Source organism: Pontibacter coccineus, from assembly GCF_030546575.1.
Lineage (GTDB): Bacteria > Bacteroidota > Bacteroidia > Cytophagales > Hymenobacteraceae > Pontibacter > Pontibacter coccineus.
In genome coordinates, this window is the sequence record NZ_JAUOTN010000005.1 from 308,717 (window position 1) to 327,354 (window position 18,638).

General features: G+C 51.6%; 15 protein-coding genes. 7 read left to right on the forward strand and 8 right to left on the reverse strand.

The features are described from left to right. Window positions 1-26 precede the first annotated feature (26 nt). From abc-f to Q4E40_RS14035, 3 genes are all read left to right on the forward strand, one after another. Complete coding sequence (gene abc-f, locus Q4E40_RS14025) at window positions 27-1,958, forward strand: ribosomal protection-like ABC-F family protein (RefSeq protein WP_303413011.1); 1,932 nt, start codon at window positions 27-29, stop codon at window positions 1,956-1,958. A gap of 433 nt (window positions 1,959-2,391) precedes the next feature. Next, the gene (locus Q4E40_RS14030) at window positions 2,392-2,871 is read left to right on the forward strand and encodes a hypothetical protein (RefSeq protein ID WP_303413012.1); all 480 of its coding nucleotides are present in this window, start codon (window positions 2,392-2,394) and stop codon (window positions 2,869-2,871) included. Between the two features lie 111 nt (window positions 2,872-2,982). Next, on the forward strand, window positions 2,983-4,059 hold the full coding sequence (locus Q4E40_RS14035) for a sensor histidine kinase (protein WP_303413014.1): 1,077 nt from the start codon (window positions 2,983-2,985) through the stop codon (window positions 4,057-4,059). Here Q4E40_RS14035 and Q4E40_RS14040 read toward each other — a convergent pair. The 4 genes from Q4E40_RS14040 to Q4E40_RS14055 all read right to left on the reverse strand — a co-directional run bounded on the left by Q4E40_RS14040 (window position 4,056) and on the right by Q4E40_RS14055 (window position 7,979). Continuing rightward, the gene (locus Q4E40_RS14040; RefSeq protein WP_303413015.1) at window positions 4,056-4,454 is read right to left on the reverse strand and encodes a response regulator; all 399 of its coding nucleotides are present in this window, start codon (window positions 4,452-4,454) and stop codon (window positions 4,056-4,058) included. The two genes, Q4E40_RS14035 and Q4E40_RS14040, sit on opposite strands and share 4 nt — an antisense overlap. Then, window positions 4,444-6,666, reverse strand: a complete 2,223-nt coding sequence (locus Q4E40_RS14045; RefSeq protein WP_303413016.1) for a PAS domain-containing sensor histidine kinase — start codon at window positions 6,664-6,666, stop codon at window positions 4,444-4,446. The genes Q4E40_RS14040 and Q4E40_RS14045 overlap by 11 nt, the downstream gene beginning before the upstream one ends. Window positions 6,667-6,926: 260 nt before the next feature. Further along, window positions 6,927-7,220 carry a S8/S53 family peptidase gene (locus Q4E40_RS14050; protein ID WP_303413017.1) on the reverse strand — a complete coding sequence of 98 codons (294 nt, stop codon included), beginning with the start codon at window positions 7,218-7,220 and terminating at the stop codon, window positions 6,927-6,929. Window positions 7,221-7,571: 351 nt separating this feature from the next. Beyond that, window positions 7,572-7,979 (reverse strand): hypothetical protein, encoded by a 408-nt coding sequence (locus Q4E40_RS14055; protein ID WP_303413019.1) that lies wholly within the window; start codon window positions 7,977-7,979, stop codon window positions 7,572-7,574. A 262-nt stretch (window positions 7,980-8,241) separates the two neighbouring features. Here Q4E40_RS14055 and Q4E40_RS14060 point away from each other — a divergent pair, with 262 nt between their 5' ends. Genes Q4E40_RS14060 through Q4E40_RS14070 form a run of 3 tightly spaced genes read left to right on the forward strand, consistent with a single transcriptional unit; the run spans window position 8,242 to window position 9,926 of the window. Further along, complete coding sequence (locus Q4E40_RS14060) at window positions 8,242-8,643, forward strand: hypothetical protein (RefSeq protein WP_303413021.1); 402 nt, start codon at window positions 8,242-8,244, stop codon at window positions 8,641-8,643. Window positions 8,644-8,701: 58 nt separating this feature from the next. Continuing rightward, a complete protein-coding gene (locus Q4E40_RS14065; RefSeq protein WP_303413023.1) occupies window positions 8,702-9,106 on the forward strand; it encodes a hypothetical protein in 405 nt (134 codons plus the stop codon). A 52-nt stretch (window positions 9,107-9,158) separates the two neighbouring features. Further along, on the forward strand, window positions 9,159-9,926 hold the full coding sequence (locus Q4E40_RS14070; protein WP_303413025.1) for a creatininase family protein: 768 nt from the start codon (window positions 9,159-9,161) through the stop codon (window positions 9,924-9,926). Window positions 9,927-10,801: 875 nt separating this feature from the next. Here Q4E40_RS14070 and mscL read toward each other — a convergent pair. Together mscL and Q4E40_RS14080 are read right to left on the reverse strand one after the other, a co-directional pair. Beyond that, complete coding sequence (gene mscL, locus Q4E40_RS14075) at window positions 10,802-11,230, reverse strand: large conductance mechanosensitive channel protein MscL (protein WP_425475176.1); 429 nt, start codon at window positions 11,228-11,230, stop codon at window positions 10,802-10,804. A gap of 207 nt (window positions 11,231-11,437) precedes the next feature. Continuing rightward, complete coding sequence (locus tag Q4E40_RS14080) at window positions 11,438-12,958, reverse strand: SulP family inorganic anion transporter (protein WP_368411172.1); 1,521 nt, start codon at window positions 12,956-12,958, stop codon at window positions 11,438-11,440. Window positions 12,959-13,720: 762 nt separating this feature from the next. Between Q4E40_RS14080 and Q4E40_RS14085 the strand changes: the two genes are divergently transcribed. Continuing rightward, window positions 13,721-15,235: a SulP family inorganic anion transporter gene (locus Q4E40_RS14085; RefSeq protein ID WP_303413031.1), complete on the forward strand. Its 1,515-nt coding sequence runs from the start codon at window positions 13,721-13,723 to the stop codon at window positions 15,233-15,235. A gap of 72 nt (window positions 15,236-15,307) precedes the next feature. Here Q4E40_RS14085 and Q4E40_RS14090 read toward each other — a convergent pair whose 3' ends face one another. Both Q4E40_RS14090 and Q4E40_RS14095 read right to left on the reverse strand, forming a co-directional pair. Continuing rightward, window positions 15,308-16,057, reverse strand: coding sequence for a metallophosphoesterase family protein (locus Q4E40_RS14090; protein WP_303413033.1), 750 nt, complete (start codon window positions 16,055-16,057; stop codon window positions 15,308-15,310). 139 nt (window positions 16,058-16,196) lie between these two features. Next, window positions 16,197-18,632, reverse strand: coding sequence for a TonB-dependent receptor (locus Q4E40_RS14095; protein ID WP_303413035.1), 2,436 nt, complete (start codon window positions 18,630-18,632; stop codon window positions 16,197-16,199). Window positions 18,633-18,638: the final 6 nt, after the last annotated feature.

Consider the following 18,638-nt stretch of genomic DNA (forward strand, 5'->3'; position numbering starts at 1 on the left):
CCTTTGTAGCTCAGCTTTCCGAATCTATGATCTCTATTAATAACCTTAGCTTTCATTTTGGCAGCCGCCCCATGTACGAGGATGCCAATCTGCACATCAAACCCAAAGACAAAATCGCCCTGATCGGGCTGAACGGTACCGGCAAGTCCACGCTGCTGCGCATCATTGTGGGGGAGTATAAACCCGACGGCGGCAGTATCCAAATGAGCCGTGACACCACCATCGGTTTCCTGAACCAGGACCTGCTTAGCTACGAAACGCACGAGAGCATCCTGTCGGTGGCCATGCAGGCTTTTGACGAGGCCATCTCGCTGCAGAAGGAGATCGACCAGGTATTGGTAGAGTTTGATCATAATTTCCATGACAAGCTGGTTGATAAACTGGCCTCGCTGCAGGAGCGGTTCGAGGCGCTCGGCGGCTATACCATGCAGGCCGAAGCTGAGTCGATTCTGGAGGGCTTGGGCTTTACGACTGAGGAGCTGCAACAGCCGCTGGCCTCTTTCTCGGGTGGCTGGCGCATGCGTGTGATGCTGGCCAAAATCCTGTTGCAGAAACCCTCGCTGCTGCTGCTCGACGAACCGACTAACCACCTGGACCTGCCCTCCATCAAATGGCTTGAGTCCTACCTGGATCGATTTGAAGGCGCTGTTGTAATCGTGTCGCACGACAGGGAGTTCCTGGATAAGACGACCAACATTACCGTGGAGGTATCGGGCGCAAAGCTGAACTTATACCCGGGTAACTACAGCTTTTATGTAGAAGAAAAAGCCCTGCGTAACGAAATACAGAAAGGCGCTTACGAAAACCAGCAGGCCCACATCCGGCAGACAGAGCGCTTTATTGAGCGCTTTAAGGCCAAGGCGACCAAAGCCAAGCAGGCCCAGAGCCGCATGAAGCAGCTCGAGCGCATGGAGCGCATCGAAGAGGTGGCTGGTGAGGCCGCGAAAGTGAATTTCAGTTTCCGCTTTAACGTGCAGCCGGGCCGACACATTTTTCGCTTAGAGCACATGAGCAAGAGCTTCGGCAGCAAGCTTATTTTCCGGGACACGAACGTGCACATCGAGCGGGGCGACAAAATTGCCCTCATCGGTGCCAACGGAAAGGGTAAGTCCACGCTGCTGCGCATCATTGCCGGCACCGAGCCGATAGAGGGCAAGCGCGAAATGGGGCATAACGTGATCATGTCGTTTTATGCGCAGCACCAGCTCGAGGCCCTGAACGTGGAAAATGAAATTCTACAGGAACTCCAGCAGGCAGGCTCCGGCAAAACGGAGGTAGAACTGCGCACGCTGCTGGGCTCCTTCCTCTTCACCGGCGACGATGTGTTCAAAAAGATTAAGGTGCTGTCAGGAGGGGAGAAGAGCCGCGTGGCGCTGGCCAAAACGCTCATCTCGGAGGCCAACTTCCTGATGCTCGACGAACCGACCAACCACCTGGACATGCAGTCTGTCAACATTCTGATACAGGCGCTGGAGCAGTACGAGGGCACGTTCATCATCATCTCGCACGACCGCTATTTTGTGGAGAATGTGGCGACTAAAATTTGGTACATTGAAGACTACCAGCTGAAGGAATATCCCGGCACTTACCACGAATTTGAGACCTTCCAGGAGAAGCGCGAGAAGGAAACGAAACGCGAAGCCGCTGCGGCGCCAGCTCCCAAAAAAGACGAACCGAAGCCAAAGCGTGACAACAGCGAGTTCAATGCGCTTAACAACCAGCTAAAGCAGGTGAACCGGCAGATAAATGAGCTCGAAAAGCAGGTGCAGCAACTGGAAAAGGAACTCGCCAAATATGAAACCGAGCTGGCGGATCCGAAGGTATACGGCAACCCCAGCCTACTGCAGGAAACATCCCAGAAGTTTGAATCTGTGCAAAAAGAGTTGGATGCTGTCAACAAGAAGTGGGAGAACCTGATGCTGGAGGCCGAGGAGTTGGAAGAGCAGCTGAGAAGTTAGAAAGGTAAGTACGAGGACAGTATTAGATTAAAGCATAAAAGAGAGTTGTTATTCTGAAAGAAACCTGGTAGAAATAGAGGGCCCTTACCCCCGGGAGGTTCAGCTGATGCAGCTTGCGGGGGTAGGGGCCCTCTTCATCAAGATACTTTCAGGATGACAAAACAGGGTAAATTAATTCTGTTCTTCTGCTTATAAGTATTAACTGTCAAAATAGAAAGGTCTGATTAGGGCCTTTTGATGTGATTTAAAATTGAAGCAGCAAACCACAGGTTTGCTGCTTTTTTTGTGCTAAAATACATGTATTTGGTTGATTATCAATGTTAAAATAACTTCAATACGCTATACTTTAGTGCAATAAAATGCGTATGTAAAAATTGCACTTTGAGATAAAGCGCCATTTTGCTATTTTGTTTCCAATACGCACCATATATCTATGAAAACTTCCTTACCGTTGTTATTGCTTTTTTTAAGCAGCGTACTTAATTCCAGCTTTGCGCAGCCGAGCGATGAAATTATTGTACAGAAAAAAGGCCTGGGATTTGTCTACTATCGCAACGGCAACCAGATCAGTAAAAAACAGCTGTTGCACATTTTGGACCAGCATCCGGAGGCCCGAAAAGAGCTTCAGAAAGGTCATCGCAATTCATTGCCAGCCTCAGCACTCGCCTTTGCAGGTGGTCTCCTGATTGGCTATCCGATGAGCAGGCAGTTGACCGGTTATCAACCCAACTGGCTGGTTTCCGGAGCGGGCCTGGTGACATTCAGCATCCCTTTTGCGGGAGCCAAAATGAAACGGGAACACCAGGCTATCTACGTTTACAACGAAGGATTGCGCTACGCCAAACGGCCAAATACGGATCTTCGCGTTGGCTATGCCTATAGCCAGGCCATGCTGGTCTTCACTTTCTGGTAGTACGCTCATTTTGCAGGCAAATGGTGCAAGCAGAATAGCCTTAAGTACTGCCTCTGCGTTAACATACCGCCCGGTGCGCCGTATTTACAAATGCGCATATGGCACCTTATCATGAACCAAACAGACATAATTCATCAAATAGGAGAGCAGAGTTCAAAAGTCCTATTTCAGTACAACCTGGCACTCAATCAATTCGACTATTTATCGCCTGCTTTTCGTGACATCTGGCAAGTGGAGGAGTCGCAGATGCAGGAGCTTCTGAAGCTGCTGCCCGACTCCCTTATGGAGGAAGACCGTCCTGCAGTGCTGCGCTGCTGGCAGAAGCTGTTGCATGGAGACCATGTAGACACAACCGTGCGCATTTACCAGGGCGGACAGAAACGCTATATACGCTGCTTAGCCTACCCGATCCTTGACAGTGCGCAGAAGGTGGTGGCCCTGGCAGGTATGGCGGAGAATGTTTCCAGGCAGCAGGATTTTATTAATTACCTGACCGAGTTCGGACAGCGGAAGAACAGTGCGCTCGAAATGGTGTCGCATGACCTGCGTGGCCCGCTGGCAGTCGTAAAAAGTGTGGCAGCCCTGCTACGGCAGGATATTTTAGATAATCGGAAGGAGGAGTTGGAACACTACACTGATATCATTGAAAGAGCCTGCGAGCAATGCACTGACCTGATACTGGACCTGCTGAGCGAAGAGCACCTGCAATCTCCGGAGGTGTATGTGAACAAGACCCGCGTAGACATCAACGAGCAGATCCGGAATCTGGTAGAGTTTTACCAGAAGGGCCAGATCGTGCAACAGGAGTTTATGCTGCGGCTGCCGGAAGAGCCCTTGATGGTGGAGCTGGACCAGATAAAATTCTCACAGATAATGAACAACCTGATCTCCAACTCCATCAAGTTCACGCCCGCAACCGGCACGATCACCATCCGTGCTTATCAGGATGAGGGAGACGCTGTGGTTGAGCACAGCGACAATGGCATCGGTATACCTGCGCACCTGCTTCCCAATATTTTTGAGCGGCGGGGCGCTTCCAGAACGGGACTTAATGGAGAAAAGTCACGCGGGCTCGGGCTTTCGATTGTCTATGAATTAGTGAGGCTCCAGGGTGGGATCATTAACGTGCAGAGTCGGGAGCAGGAGGGCACGCACTTTACAGTCAGGCTGCCCATGTATGGAGCTTAAGCGTGACGGTTGCGCATGTGCGTGATAATGGCCAGACTTGCTTCATCGAGCGGTTTGTGCAGAAATCCGCGCACGAGCGGATAGTCCAGAGACTGTTCCTTGTCACTGACAGCAATAGATGAGGTGAGGATAAAAACATCCAACTTTCCTTTAAGTGCTCCTTCATAGGGGCGCAGGATCTCCAGAAAATCCCAGCCACTTTTAAAAGGCATGTTCAGGTCGAGCAGGATAACGTCCGGCAGGGGAGCAGGCTCTGTTAAGGGCATGGCAGCCAGCGCATCATCTGCGGAGGTATAGGTGTGTATCTCGGCCGCAAATCCCGCTTGCTCCAGCACCATGGAAGTAAGATAGACACTGATGTCATCATCATCAATTATGTAAACCTTACTGACCATACGCTGCGTGCTTAAAATGTAAAGTGAAGGTGGTACCTAATTCGGGCTTACTGTCTACCTTAATCTCTCCTCCGATAGCGCTCATTTGCATTTTCACCAGGTATAGCCCTATGCCTTTGCCATCAGGCCCTGCATGAAATCGTTTGTAGAGCTGGAACAAATGTGGCTTCACTGTCTCCAGGTCCATGCCACTGCCATTGTCCTTTACAAGTAGTTGCAGACTGTCTTTTTCCCTTACGCTATTTAACTCAATAAGTAATTCGCGCTGCGCAGATTTATACTTGATCGCGTTCGAAATCAGGTTGTGCAGGATGCTATAGACGTAGGCGCGGTTGGCCCAGAGCAGGTCTTCTTGCTTTAGATTCAGCACAATACGGCCATTGATCGGGGTGAGCAAGTGCTGCAGGCTTTGCACCACTTCGGCCGCCACGTCACGCAGGCCGACCATTTCGTAAGCTGCCTGCAGGTTTGAGGAACGCACGGCCAGTATTTTGTTCAGGTCACTGATCACATCGTCGAGCCGGCGGGCGGATGTCTCCAGGTTTTGCAGGCCCTGCATAAAGCGGCTGCTGTTGCTGTCAAGCTTCTGCAGTAAGGTCGAAAGGCCGACCAGGTTGGCAACAGGTGCGCGCAGATTGTGCGACACGATGTAGTTGAACTGCTGCAGATCCTGGTTCTGGTGGTATAGGTGCTCGGTGGTTTTGAGCAACTGCTCCTGGTCGAGCTTTCGCTCCGTGATATCGGTGTGGATGTAGACGTGCTTTTCGATCTGGCCCTGCTCGTTGGCAATAGGCGAGATGGTGACATCGGTCCAGATCATCTCACCGTTTTTCTTGTAGCTGTGCAGTTCCTTCCGCATGGGCACGCCCAATGCCAGCTGCTCCCTTACCCATTCAATCTCACGCCGATCCGTATCGGCAGCGGTCAGGATTTCACTGGGGTGCTTACCGGCGACTTCGTCCAGCGTATAGCCGGTCACGTTGCTAAAGGCCTCGTTCACCCATTCTATTTTGTGTTCGCTGTTGGTAATGATCACGGCGTTCGTGGTTTTGCTGGCAACTAGCGAGAGCTTGCGCAGTTCTTCCTGAACAGCTACCTGTTCCGTAATATCTACGAACGATACCAGAATGCCATCAGCAAAGGGGCTCAGCGTAAACCGTAGCATGGCTGCCACATCACTGATTTTCTCATCGAATCGAACACTTTTCCCGGTTTCTGCTACCTCTAAACAATTCTGATAAAACCGGGTGTGTACCAGGAAGGGGTATTCCTCCCATATGTTACGATGCATGAGTTCGTCGAGCGGGCGGCCCAGGAAATTAGCCAGCACTGTGTTGCCGAAGCTGTAGCGCCATGCCGTATCCAGGGCGAAAAACCCTTCTATCATACCCTCCAGTATGTTGTGCAGCTTTTGTGCCTGGGCTTGTACCAGCAGGTTAGCTTCTTTTTCGGTTGTTATGTCTTTGGCAATGCACTGTACAGCGAGCACGCGGCCTTCCAGCATCACGGGCAACAATGTGGCTGATAAGTAGCGCGTTGTGCCATCGCGGTGCCGGATGCGGGTTTCCATAGTGCAGGATTGACCAGCTTTCGCTTTGCTGAAAGCCTCAAATGCTGCTGCATGGCATTCTGGCAACACAAAATCAGCAAAACTGCTTTCCGGAAAATCCTCGCGTGCATAGCCAGTCAGGGTTGCTACGGCGTCGTTACAGGCTTCTACACGGCCGCTCTTGCTCAGCGTGAATACAAGATCGGGATTGTTGAAAAAGAGCGCTTCATAATAGGCCCGGCTCTCTTTCTTCTGCTGCATGGCCTCCATTTTAGAGGTGATATCGCGGGAGTTGGTGACGATGCCACGTACATGCGGATCATCCAGCATATTGGTGGACACGCAGCTCAGCCAATGCCAGTCGCCATTTTTTGCCTTGAAGCGAAAAGGTGCAAGGGCTATCTGTTTTGTAAGTCCGGACGTGTGTTTTAAAAGCTCCTCAGCAAGTGTTGGCACATCATCCGGATGGATGAGTTCGAGCACATGGGTGCCCAGCAAATCTTTAGGATCATACCCCAACCCGGGGCCAACAGAGTCGGAAACGTATTTGTAGTTGCCCTCCCAGTTGAGCACTGTGATCAATTCGGATCCGTGACGTACAATAGAACTATAGAAATCTGGCGTTAGGGCCAGTTCTTCAGACAGCGTAAAATTTACCTTCATAGAGGTGTATTGACTAAAAACTTCCTGAATGTAATTGTAATTAGGCAATATGGGTTCAATTGTTTGGCAAAATATATTAACTTATTTTAAATGTCGAATAATGGCTTTTTAATATCCTATAAATGGTTTGAAAGGATATAACTTACTGTTAAAACAACTATTTTGACCGGTGGATATATGAGTTTTATAATTGGATATTTATAATAATTCGATATAATTAAATTGCACAGTATTATAAATGCAAAAGCCGGCCTATCGTTTTACAGTCCAGCTTTTGTTATGAATGTAGGTGTAACAGATTCTGTTACAGCACGCAAGGCGTGCACGCGGCTATAACCGTGGTATGGGTCACGGCCAGCCTTGCCCAGGTCATCGGCAGTGGCGTGCATCTTGACCAGTAAATGGGCTGGGTCCATTTTGCAGCCGTTCTTGCCAATAAGAACCGCCGCTATGCCAGCTGCGTGCTGACCTGCCATACTCGTGCCTACAGGCCAGTAGTAGAAAGCTGCTCCCGGAGCCTGGTTGCTGCCTGCGTTGAATATATAGTCGAACACATTTACAACGAATTGCTGCGCATAGAGTAGGGGTTTGGGTTGAGTAGGAAGAGTGTGAACAGCCGGACATCAGACCTCGCAGCGACCGCGACCATCTCTCCCAGCAGTCGTACCTATACCTATACCCATACCTGTTTGGCGAAAGCCGATCTGCTAGAAGCGCGCGCGAAACTGGGAGATGTAGCCAGGTCTGGCAATCGTTAAATACGCTTCGAAAAATAAATTTAAAAAGATAACAACTTTTTAATATAGTCGAGCGTATATATAGAAAGCTTAGCGAAAGCTCATTTTGTGAAAGTATAAGCGGCTCCGGGGGTGAACGACCGGGGCCGCTTTTTTTATGCATTTCAGCTAAGCTTTGAGCCAGCTGATGGCCGAGGCAGGTGTCGGAAATGTTGCCACATCGTAGGATAATGCACCCGCCTTTCGCGCCGCTTCAATATTTTGCTGGGCACGCGCCTCGTTTTCCGGGTCAGAAGGTTGCACGCGGGCCACTTTAACCAGCCGCGTCTCAGACAGCATAGCCGCCAGCTCTAGCGTGAGCTGCCGGTTCTCCTCATCATCAATCTCTATGGCAGTCGTGCGGGCATCGAGCAGCAGCTTGCGCACATCGTAGTTCCGGATCGTCTGCACCATAATCTGCAGACTGTGCCTTATCTCTGACATGTGGTAGCGCTGCAGGTCAGGGTAGCGCACCTGCAGGATGTCGGTGGCCGGGTCGTATTCCAGTAGCAGTATGCTGTTTTGCAAAAGTATCATGATCGGGGAATCGCTGTAAAGGAGTTTCGGGAATGAAACGGCGCATTAATATACAAAACGGCAGCAGCCCCACCAAGCAAAAATTGAGTAATATCACAAATATATACTAAATGCACTTCTCGGTTTTGATTTTAAAACTGTAAGCCCTTTATTGCAAACCCTAGTCAAAATAGCTGGGTTGAGGCACGGCCGCGGCGTAATCACTCAAATGATTTTACTGCTACCCGATGTGCCCATCCCTGCTCCCTTAGACCGCATTGCAATGATAATATACAAAAGAGACTATATAAGCATTGCCTATTACAAGGCGGAACAATTGCTCGAAATTACGTGGCTGGCCTATGCTTCCAGCTCAGCGTACCGAGAGGCAATGCTACAGTACATAGAAGCGCTCCGGAAATACGAGGTAAAACGCTGGCTGGAGGACCACCGTCAGGCCCGGGTGGTGCGCCTGTCAGACCAGAAGTGGACGAAAGAAGAGTGGGCGCCGCTATTCTTTGAGCAGGCCAGTCACCTGGAAAAGATAGCCCGTGTCCGGTCAACCGATATTTCAGCCCGAATCAGCTCCGAGAACATGTTCAGGTACCTCGATTATAGCCAGCTCCAGTATGGTTTGATGGAGTTTGAGTTTTATGGCGAGGCCCGCAACTGGCTACTGGCATGATACCTGGAACCCCACCTTTGCACTGCCCCTATAAATGCGCCATACCTTATAACTCAAGATGATCATCCCCAACAAATTTCTGAAGCTTGACTATAACCCGACATACGATATCCTGTTCGTGGAATGGCCCAATATGCACGATTATACCTTGACGGAGGTTACCTACATCATCGACGAAGTGATTGATGCTGTGCGCAGCTACGACATCAAGCGCATCCTGACAGACACACGACAGTCGAAGGTGACCGTACCCATGGAGGAGTACGCCAAAATCATAAACGAGCTGGCGTTGCAGCTGGCCAAAACGCGGCTGCAAAAGTTTGCCAAGCTGCAAACCTCTGATGCTGATCGTGAGACAGTTTCCTCCAATGCCGCCGCGCTGGTGATCGGCTCAATCGCCTACCGTAGCTTTTCAAGCACTGAAGAGGCTGTCACCTGGCTGACGGCGGGTGAAGGAGTTTGATAATAACTTTCTACCTTTATACCTTCCAAACTTTCTAACTTCCCAAACTCCCATGCGCCCTTACATACTTGCAGAATCGAACTGGAAAGCTATCAAAGACCAGCAGGTTGAGGTAGCCATATTGCCCTGGGGCGCAACCGAAGCCCATAACTATCACCTGCCATACGGCACTGATAATTACGAAGCAGAGGCGGTGGCCGCCGAAGCAGCTCGGTTGGCCTGGGAAGCGGGAGCGAAGGTAACCGTGCTTCCGGTTATCCCATTTGGTGTGAACACCGGCCAGGCCGACATCACCCTCGATATCAACCTGAACCCCAGCACGCAACTGGCCATCCTGCGCGACATCGTAGAAGTGCTTAACCGCCAAGGTATACACAGGCTGCTGGTGCTCAACAGCCACGGCGGCAACGATTTTAAACCTATCCTGCGCGAACTCGGCCTGAAGTTTCCGGAGATGTTCCTGCTCACCTGCAACTGGTTTCTGGCCGCCGACCGTAAAGCCTTTTTCGACAGCCCCGGCGACCACGCCGATGAGATGGAAACCAGCATCATGCAGCACCTGCGTCCCGACCTGGTTTTGCCGCTAAGCGAAGCAGGGGAGGGCAAAGAGCATAAATCCAAGCTGACAGGTATACGTGAAGGCTGGGCCTGGTCAGAGCGCCTGTGGTCGCAGGTAAGCGACGACACCGGCATCGGCAGCCCGGCAGCCGCCACTCCCGCTAAAGGCAAAGCCTTCTTTGAAGCCACCACCCGCAACATCGCCCAGCTCTTGCAGGAACTAGCAGCTACTGATCCGAAAGACAGGTATAGGAGAGGTTAGGAGCCAGGGAGTTTGAGAATAGGGGGTTAACATGTAGCCACTTTAAGCTACAACGTCATTCATTTGTTGGGAGGTTATAGTGTAGCGTCGTGGTGGTGCGGAAAACCGTTTTTGATAGGTATCAGGATGCAATCACCTGCCGGAACAAATCGTCAACTGAACAAATAGCACCCTTCGCCCTCTCTCGCGTCCCGCGAGTGTGAGCTATAGCGCGGACTCTGGCCGCTTCTCCAAATGTTCTTTCTATGTGCGTTTCGAATTTCCAAATCTATATGCTCTTTCGGACATCCATGTCCGGAGGCCATCTGCTGGGGATGTCCACATCCCCGTGCTCAGGTTCGCAGGTATAGGGGACAAGGATGTCCCCGGCAGAAATACTTTCGGACACGGATGTCCGAAGGAGCGCAAAAATCTCCACACGGGGATTAGGAAATCCCCAACCGTTAGCTTCGGGATTGATAAATCCCGAAGAGCCTTGTAGCAGAGCCTTACAGAAATATTCGTTTCTAGGGGCAGGTCGCGACCTGTCCGAATCGTGCACCGGCTATCATACACCGGTATACCTGTCTGAATCATTTAACAGCAAACATGCGTCCGTATACCCCATCAAATATTCACCGATATACTTGTTCGATTCCTGCACCGATATACCTACCTAAATCATGTACCTCTACACCTTTCTAAATCATGCAGAAATATCCTCACTGGATTAGGGAGCATGGATAATAGTAGGGGCAGGGGAAGGTAAATCATTCACCAACAATTCAGCCTTCCACCACCAACAATTCAACAACCCAACCATTAAACAAAAAAACCATGCTGTACGCAGGCATATCCGCCCTCGTACAACATGGTTTTTTTGTTGAGTTAAAAATTTACTTCGCAGCGATGGTTCGCAGGGCGTCGCGCATTTCTGTAAGGAGCACTTCTTCTTTGGTTGGAGCCGGCGGCACAGCTGGGGCAGCAGCTTTTTTGCGCATCATGCGGTTCATCCCTTTCACGATCAGGAAAATAATAAAAGCAAGGATAAGAAAATTAAGCGCAACTGTCACAAAGTTACCCCAGGCAAACACTGCTCCCAGTTTGCGGGCTTCTTCCAGCGCCAGGCCATCTGGCACGGCACTCGAAAGCGGCACGTATAGATTCGAGAAGTCCATGTCGCCCAGTGCTGCGCCTACCAGCGGCATGAACAAGTCATTTACAACGGAATTAACTAAGCCGCTGAACGCCGCACCAATGATGATACCAATGGCCAGGTCCATTACGTTGCCACGCATGGCAAACTCTTTAAATTCTTTTATCATGCCCATAAGCTCTGATCTTTTGAAGGTGAGAAGGTTAAATGGTTTTTTTAATATGTAAATATATTCATTTGAAAGTATAAAGCAAGTGGGATATACCTAAGTATTTGTCGGTCCGGTCAGCTTTAAAAAACCAAGCCCGGCGCTATACCTTGTAACTGGTAAAGCGCCGGGCTTTTGAGAAAATCTATAGGGGAGAATGAGCTATACCTAAACGAGCTGCCGCTGCGCATAGAATTTATCAAGCCCGATCGTCTCCATTTTGATGTTTTTATAGGCGGCGGTGGCCTTAAACTCCTCTATGATCTCCAACACGTCGTCATCTATGTGAACGGAGCGCGAGGCATCGATCACAACAGAGGAATTGGGCGCCACGTGGTTCAGGGTCAGCATGATGCTGGCCTTGTTAAGGAAGGTAACCTCCTCTGCCAGCACCAGTTCAACATGCTCGCCTTCGGCGCGTTCTGCACGGTCCAGAAAGAAGGGCGTGCGGTAGTTGTCTCGCAGGATGACGAACACCGACACGGCACCTCCGATCACGATGCCCATAATCAGGTCAGTCAGCATCACGGCTACCACAGTCACAAAGAAAGGCACAAACTGGCGCTTGCCGGCTTTCCACATGCGGCGGAAAAGTGACACAGAGGTGAGTTTGTAACCCACCACAAACAGCACAGCCGACAGCGAGGCCAGCGGAATCAGGTTGAGCAGGCGAGGGATCGTCATGACGCAGATGAGCATGATAACGCCATGTGTGATGGTAGAAAGCGGCGTGCGCCCACCAGACGATACGTTGGCCGAGGTGCGCACGATCACGGCTGTGATAGGCAAACCGCCCACTAAGCCCGACACGATGTTGCCTATACCTTGCGCCTTCAGCTCGCGGTTGGTCGATGACTTGCGCTTGTACGGGTCCAGCCTGTCGCCGGCCTCCGTGCTGAGCAGCGTCTCCAGTGAAGCGATGAACGTAATGCTCAACACCACGGTCCAGAGTTCCGGATTGGTGATCTGCGAGAAATCTGGGAAGGTGAAGAAAGTGGAAAACTCACCCAGGCTTTCGGCAACCGGCAACCGCACGAGGCGTCCGCCCGTCAGGGCCAGCTCCGGAAAGTATGCGATGAAAAACTGGTTGATGCCGATGCTGGCCAGCACTGCAATCAGGGCAGCCGGTACAAACTTAAAGAAGGTATAGCGCTTGAGGGAGGGCTTGTCGAAGAGGAAAATAATGGCCAGCGACAGGAAGGTGATCAGGGTTGCGCCCGGGCTGATGTACTGCAGGATGCCGGCTATTTCGGAAAAGACGCGGGTGCTGAAACCATCCTCCATGCTGCCAAAAAGCTCCTTGCCAGAGTAGCCGAAGGCCTGCGGGATCTGATTGATGATCAGGATCAGGCCGATGGAGGCCAGGATGCCTTTGATCATGGAAGAGGGGAAGAAGTAGGCGATGGTGCCTGCCCGCAGAAAGCCCAGGATGATCTGAAAAACACCGGCCAGGATCACAGCGCTCAGCACGATCTCGAAAGAACCCAGCGTCTCGATGGCCACATAAATGATCGGCGCCACACCGGCCGCCGGACCGCTCACATTCACCTTGGAGCCGCTCAGGATACCTACCACAATGCCGCCCACTATACCTGCAATGATGCCCGAGAACAGGGGAGCGCCCGAAGCGAGCGAAATGCCCAGGCAGAGCGGGAGCGCGATCAGGAAAACGACTAGGCCGGCCGACAAATCTGTTTTAACGTGCGAAAAAAGACTGTCCTTTACTTTTGGTTGGAGCGGTAAATTATCGGATTGCATGGAGTGGAAGAATGAATAATGAGGAATGAATAATGACTAATGAGTAGTGAATAGGTAATTAGTGATGAAAAATTAGAGATTACTCATTAGTCACTACTCATTACCTATTACTTACAGCCGACTGATCCACGCCATAAAAGGTGACGGGTCAGGTATAGGCTAGTAAGAGAAGTTGGTTAGGAAACGCAGGCCTGATTGGGACGGGAAGGCATAGGGGCGCCTTTCCTGACTATCGACCAACGGCCAATGCTCATGAAGGGGGAGTAGGGGGACTATGGGTAAAGGAGCGGAGCATATAGATGTATAAATTTACGATTTTATCTATACAAAGGCAAGGTTGCGGTTCCTGCTAAAGCCATTTCAAAATCGACTTCGCATTTGTTCGTCAGTTCTCACGAATGCCGGGAGCATGATTAGCGGTGCGGGAAAAACTGATAAGCTTTTTGTATTATAAAAAATAAACCTTTTAACTTTGAAGCCGCATGAGAGCAGCATCCCTACATACCATCGGCAATACGCCAGATTGATTTAATTTTCTTTTGACAGCAGCCTCCCCCCGGGTATAAGCTGTTTCCCCTCCATTTACTTTTGGTTACACCATTGCTATGCCCTTTATTTCGGGCTGCGGCAGTTTCCTATTGCTTTTGCACATTTTACCGATATCACTTAGTTATGATTTACTCACCTATCTCCATGAAGGAGATCAATTTCAGAAATGAAATTCTGGCAGGGCTAACTGTTGCTCTCGCCTTGGTACCGGAGGCGGTTGCCTTTGCCTTTGTCGCTGGCGTTGAACCGCTTGTGGGCCTGTACGCCGCCTTTATTGTTTGCCTGATCACGGCCGTTTTTGGTGGCAGACCCGGTATGATTTCCGGCGCAACCGGAGCGCTGGCCGTGGTCATGGTTTCGCTTGTGTCCAGTCATGGGGTGGAATACCTGTTTGCGGCTGTCGTGCTGATGGGGTTGATCCAGATTCTGTTCGGCGTGCTCAAACTGGGCAAATTTATACGACTTGTACCGGAGCCCGTGATCTATGGCTTCGTCAATGGCCTGGCCATCGTGATCTTCAAGTCGCAGTTCGCCCAGTTTAAAGTGCCTGCCCTGGCAGGAAGTGGCCTGGACTGGATGTCGGGAAAGGCGCTGTACGTTATGGGAGCCCTGGTGCTGCTGACCATGGCCATCATGTTCATTTTGCCCAAGATCACCAAAAAGATCCCGGCCGCGCTGACCGCTATTGTCGTTGTGTCGGCCATTGTGATCGGTTTCGGCCTGGATACCAGAACCGTGGGCGATGTTGCCTCCGTAGGTGGGGGCTTGCCTGCCTTCGGCATCCCGATGGTGCCTTTCACGTTGGAGACGCTCTACATCATTCTTCCTTACTCGCTGATTCTGGCAGGCATCGGTTTGCTGGAGTCTCTGCTCACACTAACGATTGTGGATCAACTGACGGACACGCGCGGGCGCGGAAACCAAGAGTCCATCGCACAGGGAGCTGCCAATGTGGTAGGCGGATTCTTCGGTACGATGGGCGGTTGTGCCATGATCGGGCAGAGTATCATCAATGTGAGCTCCGGCGGTCGTACGCGCCTGTCTGGCATCACGGCGGCGGTTATGCTACTGGTCTTCATCCTGTTTTTGTCTACTTTGATCGAAATGGTGCCAATGGCGGCACTGGTAGGCCTGATGTTCATGGTGGCGATTGGTACGTTTGAATGGGCCAGCTTTAAGGTGCTGCGCCGCATACCCAAATCAGACGCGATTGTCATGGTGGCGGTAACGGTACTAACCGTGATCTTCGACCTGGCCATCGCTGTGCTGATCGGTGTAGTGATAGCCGCGCTGGTGTTTGCATGGGACAGCGCTGTGCGCATTCGTGCCCGCAAGTATGTGGATGCAAAAGGCGTGAAGCACTACGAGATATTCGGGCCGCTTTTCTTCGGTTCTACCGCCACATTCCTGGAGAAATTTGATGTGGCCAACGATCCGGAAGAAGTGGTCATCGATTTCAAAGAGTCGCGCGTGGTGGACCACTCCGGTATAGAGGCACTGAACAAACTGACAGAGAAGTACCATGTTGCTGGCAAAAAACTGCATCTACGTCACCTGAGTGAAGACTGCCGTCGTCTGTTGGCCAATGCTGACAGCTTCATCGAAGTGAACATCATGGAAGACCCGCACTATGCCGTGCTTTCTGATAAGCTGTCCTAAGAGCGACCGTCTTATACCTAAAAAGGAGGCCAGTATGGCCTCCTTTTTAGGTATAAGACGGTTTCAGACAGGCTATACCTCGTACAAAAGGTAAGGTTTCCCATAGCCTGACCTCTCCAGCACAGGCAGCGACACGTTGAACACCTGTACACCAGTGCTGGTTTTACCCTCGAGCGTGCCCGCGTGCGCGTGTCCATGGAAGGTAGCTAGCACGTTGCGCCGGTTCAGTGGCTCCTCGAGGCGGGAGCAGCCCAGGAAAGCGTGAATGGCCTCCGGTTCCCCTTCCACGGTTGCCTGAATGGGCGCGTAATGCAGCAGCACGATCTTTTTCATATCGGTTTGCTGGCTGTCGAGCTGCGACAGGGCCGCGTCCAGTTTCAGGGCCTCGGTCACGGCTTCCTGTACAAAGTCCTTGTTGAGTTGCTCACCAAACATACCCAACATATACCGGTCGAAGCCACCGCCATACCCTTTCACGCCGGCAAAGCCCACATGCCCGATCACCGTAAAGTCACCGTCGAGCAGCTGCAGGTTGGTTTGGGCAAAAACCTTACGCAATTTCTTTACCTGGTCGTGGTCATAGTCGTGGTTTCCCAGCACGGCCAGCACCGGAATAGAGCAGGCTCTGAGCTCCTCGGCCAGCACTTCGGCTTCGCTCTCGCGGCCCGTGTCGGTCAGGTCGCCGCAGAGCAGCAGCACATCCGCCTCCTCCGACACCTGCCTGAAAAAGTCAACCCATTTGCCTGTATCCTGCTCACTCACGTGTATGTCGCCTACGGCCGCAATGCGTAGTTTCTTAGGTTCCGTATTCTCGTCTTGCATCGTGTTTCGTTTTATTGAATGTAATACTACGTGTCAAGCCTGTTTCAGGATAGGGGAGGTAACCTATACCTGCCCTGAAAAGAAACAGCCCCCGCAATTCGTGGTGCGGGGGCTGAGTAGGCTAACAAGTACTATTTATCTAATTTCCGGTTCTGTTGATCTCCTCCAGGTTGGTGTTGCGCTTCTTGGCTTCAAAGTCTTTACCCTTGGCAAAATTGAAACGCAGGTTGATGCGGATGCTCTGGGTGCCCTGGTACTGATCAATGGCGTTGAGGTTTCCATCCAGCAGGGTTTTCACTTTCAGCATGCGGGATTGGAAGATGTCGGTTGCGTTAACAGCCAGCGTCAGGCGGTCGTCCATAAACGTGCGCTTGAGGCCGGCATCGAGCCACCACTGGCTTTTGATCTCGTACAGGCCGTACACGGCCGGACCCTGGAAGCCGGCGTTCAGCTCCATGCGGATGTCTTGTGGCAGCTGGATACTCTGGTTAGACTGCACGTAGAACAGCACCTGGTCATTGACAACATCCTGTGCATTCACCTCTTTGGTATAGCGCTGGTAGGCCAGGGTAGCCGTGTTGCTCATCTCCCACTTGCCTGAGATCTTTACCGGTGCTACCAGCGTGGTGTACAGGTTCTTGTAACTCTCGATGTTACGCTGACCAAAAACGGTGGTGTTGTCCTCGCTGTTATAAGTCGGTATCTCGCCAATAAAGTCAGTCGTGATAGAGTAGCCGGCCATCAGGTTGTAGCGCTCCTTCAGGGTCTGCGTGATCTCAAAGGAGTTGGTGTACTGCGGTTTCAGGTTCGGGTTGCCCTGCGACCAGGTATAGGGATCGAGGTAGAAGATGAACGGATTCAACTGGCCGTAGTAAGGGCGGTTGATGCGGCGGCTGTACTTGTAGCTCACCTGGTAGTCGTCGCTCACTTTCTGCTGCAGGAACAGGCTGGGGAATAGGTCCAGGTAGTTGCGCTTTTTGATATCCTCCAACGTGATGGAATTGCCCTCGGAAGACGTGTGCTCGGCGCGGAGACCAGCCATTACTTTCCAGGTGTCGCTCAGTTTAGCAGAGTAGTTTGCATACCCGGCATAAATGTTCTCGGTGTACACAAAGTGGCTGGTGCGGCGTGGGTCCAGTACCTCGCGGCCATCCGTTACTTCGTAGAAAAGCAACTCGTTGTCTGACACGACATGGCTGGCCTTGGCGCCCAGTTCCAGCTTGTCGTCCTGGCCCAGTTTCTTTCCGAAATCCACTTTGGCAGCCAGGATGTCGTAGCCGGTAGGATTAAAGCTGGTAAGGTGCTCTTGGCTTACCAGTTCGTCGGTACCCAGCACATACTGTCTATTTTTGAATACAAAGTCAGTCTCGTCCGAGATGCGGGCATAATCCACATCAGCCGAAAGGGTGGTGCCCACTGTGTCGAGCTTGCCGTTGTAGTGCAGGTTGAAGGTACCGTTGCGGTAAGTGCTCTTGTGTTCGTTGGTAGCAGAGATGTGACGACTGTCAGCAGCCACCGGGCGACGCAGATCAGACTCGGTGTTAAAGATGCCCTCGTTTGAGTTGTGGAACAGGTTGCTCATGAAACCCACGCTATGGCGTTCAGTAATTTCGTAGTCGGTGCCCAAGCGCAGGGTCGGGCTGATGCGCTCGCGCTCTTCTATACCTACCTGGTCGAAGAAGCTGCGGCCGGCCGGGTCGTTGAAGATGCGTTCCATCTCCATGTCGCGGAAGTTCATGCGGCGTGCAAAGTCCAGGCCGGCCGTGGTGTTCCACTTGCCGCTCTTGTGGTTCAGGTCGAAGCCCCCGTTGTATGAGTTCAGGCGGTTGTACTGGTAGCCCACGTACACGTTGCCGTTCATGCCGAACGCCTCGTTCTTTTTCAGGTTGATGTTGATGATGCCGGAAGCGCCCTCAGCATCATAGCGGGCAGATGGGTTGGTGATGATCTCCAGGTCTTTCAGATTCTCCGCCGACATACCCTGCAGCAGGTTCTGCAACTGCTTGCCGGAGAGGTACGACTGCTTGCCGTTGATCATGACCTGCACGCCGGGCTTGCCGTTCAGGGTGATGTTGCCATCCTGGTCAATCCACACGCCCGGCGATTTCTCCAGCACCTCGTAGGCTGTGCTGCCTTGTGCCAGTCCGGTGCCTTCCACGCTCACCACCATTTTCTCAGCGTCGTTGGTAATGGTAGGGCGCATGGTCTGAATCGTCACTTCCTTCAGGGTTTTCACATCCGGTTTCAGTTGCAGTTTACCAAAGTCTCGGCTGAAATCAGATCCAGTCACTTCAAACACCTCTGTAGTCAGTGGCAGGTAGCCCAAACCGCTTAACTTTAACTTATAACTTCCCTTCACCGGCGTTTTAATTCGGAAGGAGCCATCCATCTCAGCGATGGCTCCTGTCACCACCGCGTCAGCAGAGGAGGAGATTACAGCGACATTCACAAAGCCGAGTCCCTGTTCTTTTTCGTCCAGCACTTTACCCGTTAGCCAGCCTTCATTTTGGGCTAAGGATTTGTGTGACAGTATAGTAAGGATAATGAAGGCGAATAAATAGAATAACTTTTTCATAGTGTT

What these genes read in the sequence shown, in the direction of transcription:
- Q4E40_RS14095 (WP_303413035.1), bottom strand. Translation starts at nt 18,632, where the DNA reads ATGAAAAAGTTATTCTATTTATTCGCCTTCATTATCCTTACTATACTG.
- Q4E40_RS14030 (WP_303413012.1), top strand. Translation starts at nt 2,392, where the DNA reads ATGAAAACTTCCTTACCGTTGTTATTGCTTTTTTTAAGCAGCGTACTT.
- mscL (WP_425475176.1), bottom strand. Translation starts at nt 11,230, where the DNA reads ATGATAAAAGAATTTAAAGAGTTTGCCATGCGTGGCAACGTAATGGAC.
- Q4E40_RS14070 (WP_303413025.1), top strand. Translation starts at nt 9,159, where the DNA reads ATGCGCCCTTACATACTTGCAGAATCGAACTGGAAAGCTATCAAAGAC.
- Q4E40_RS14055 (WP_303413019.1), bottom strand. Translation starts at nt 7,979, where the DNA reads ATGATACTTTTGCAAAACAGCATACTGCTACTGGAATACGACCCGGCC.
- Q4E40_RS14090 (WP_303413033.1), bottom strand. Translation starts at nt 16,057, where the DNA reads ATGCAAGACGAGAATACGGAACCTAAGAAACTACGCATTGCGGCCGTA.
- Q4E40_RS14065 (WP_303413023.1), top strand. Translation starts at nt 8,702, where the DNA reads ATGATCATCCCCAACAAATTTCTGAAGCTTGACTATAACCCGACATAC.
- abc-f (WP_303413011.1), top strand. Translation starts at nt 27, where the DNA reads ATGATCTCTATTAATAACCTTAGCTTTCATTTTGGCAGCCGCCCCATG.
- Q4E40_RS14035 (WP_303413014.1), top strand. Translation starts at nt 2,983, where the DNA reads ATGAACCAAACAGACATAATTCATCAAATAGGAGAGCAGAGTTCAAAA.
- Q4E40_RS14045 (WP_303413016.1), bottom strand. Translation starts at nt 6,666, where the DNA reads ATGAAGGTAAATTTTACGCTGTCTGAAGAACTGGCCCTAACGCCAGAT.
- Q4E40_RS14060 (WP_303413021.1), top strand. Translation starts at nt 8,242, where the DNA reads ATGATAATATACAAAAGAGACTATATAAGCATTGCCTATTACAAGGCG.
- Q4E40_RS14085 (WP_303413031.1), top strand. Translation starts at nt 13,721, where the DNA reads ATGAAGGAGATCAATTTCAGAAATGAAATTCTGGCAGGGCTAACTGTT.
- Q4E40_RS14040 (WP_303413015.1), bottom strand. Translation starts at nt 4,454, where the DNA reads ATGGTCAGTAAGGTTTACATAATTGATGATGATGACATCAGTGTCTAT.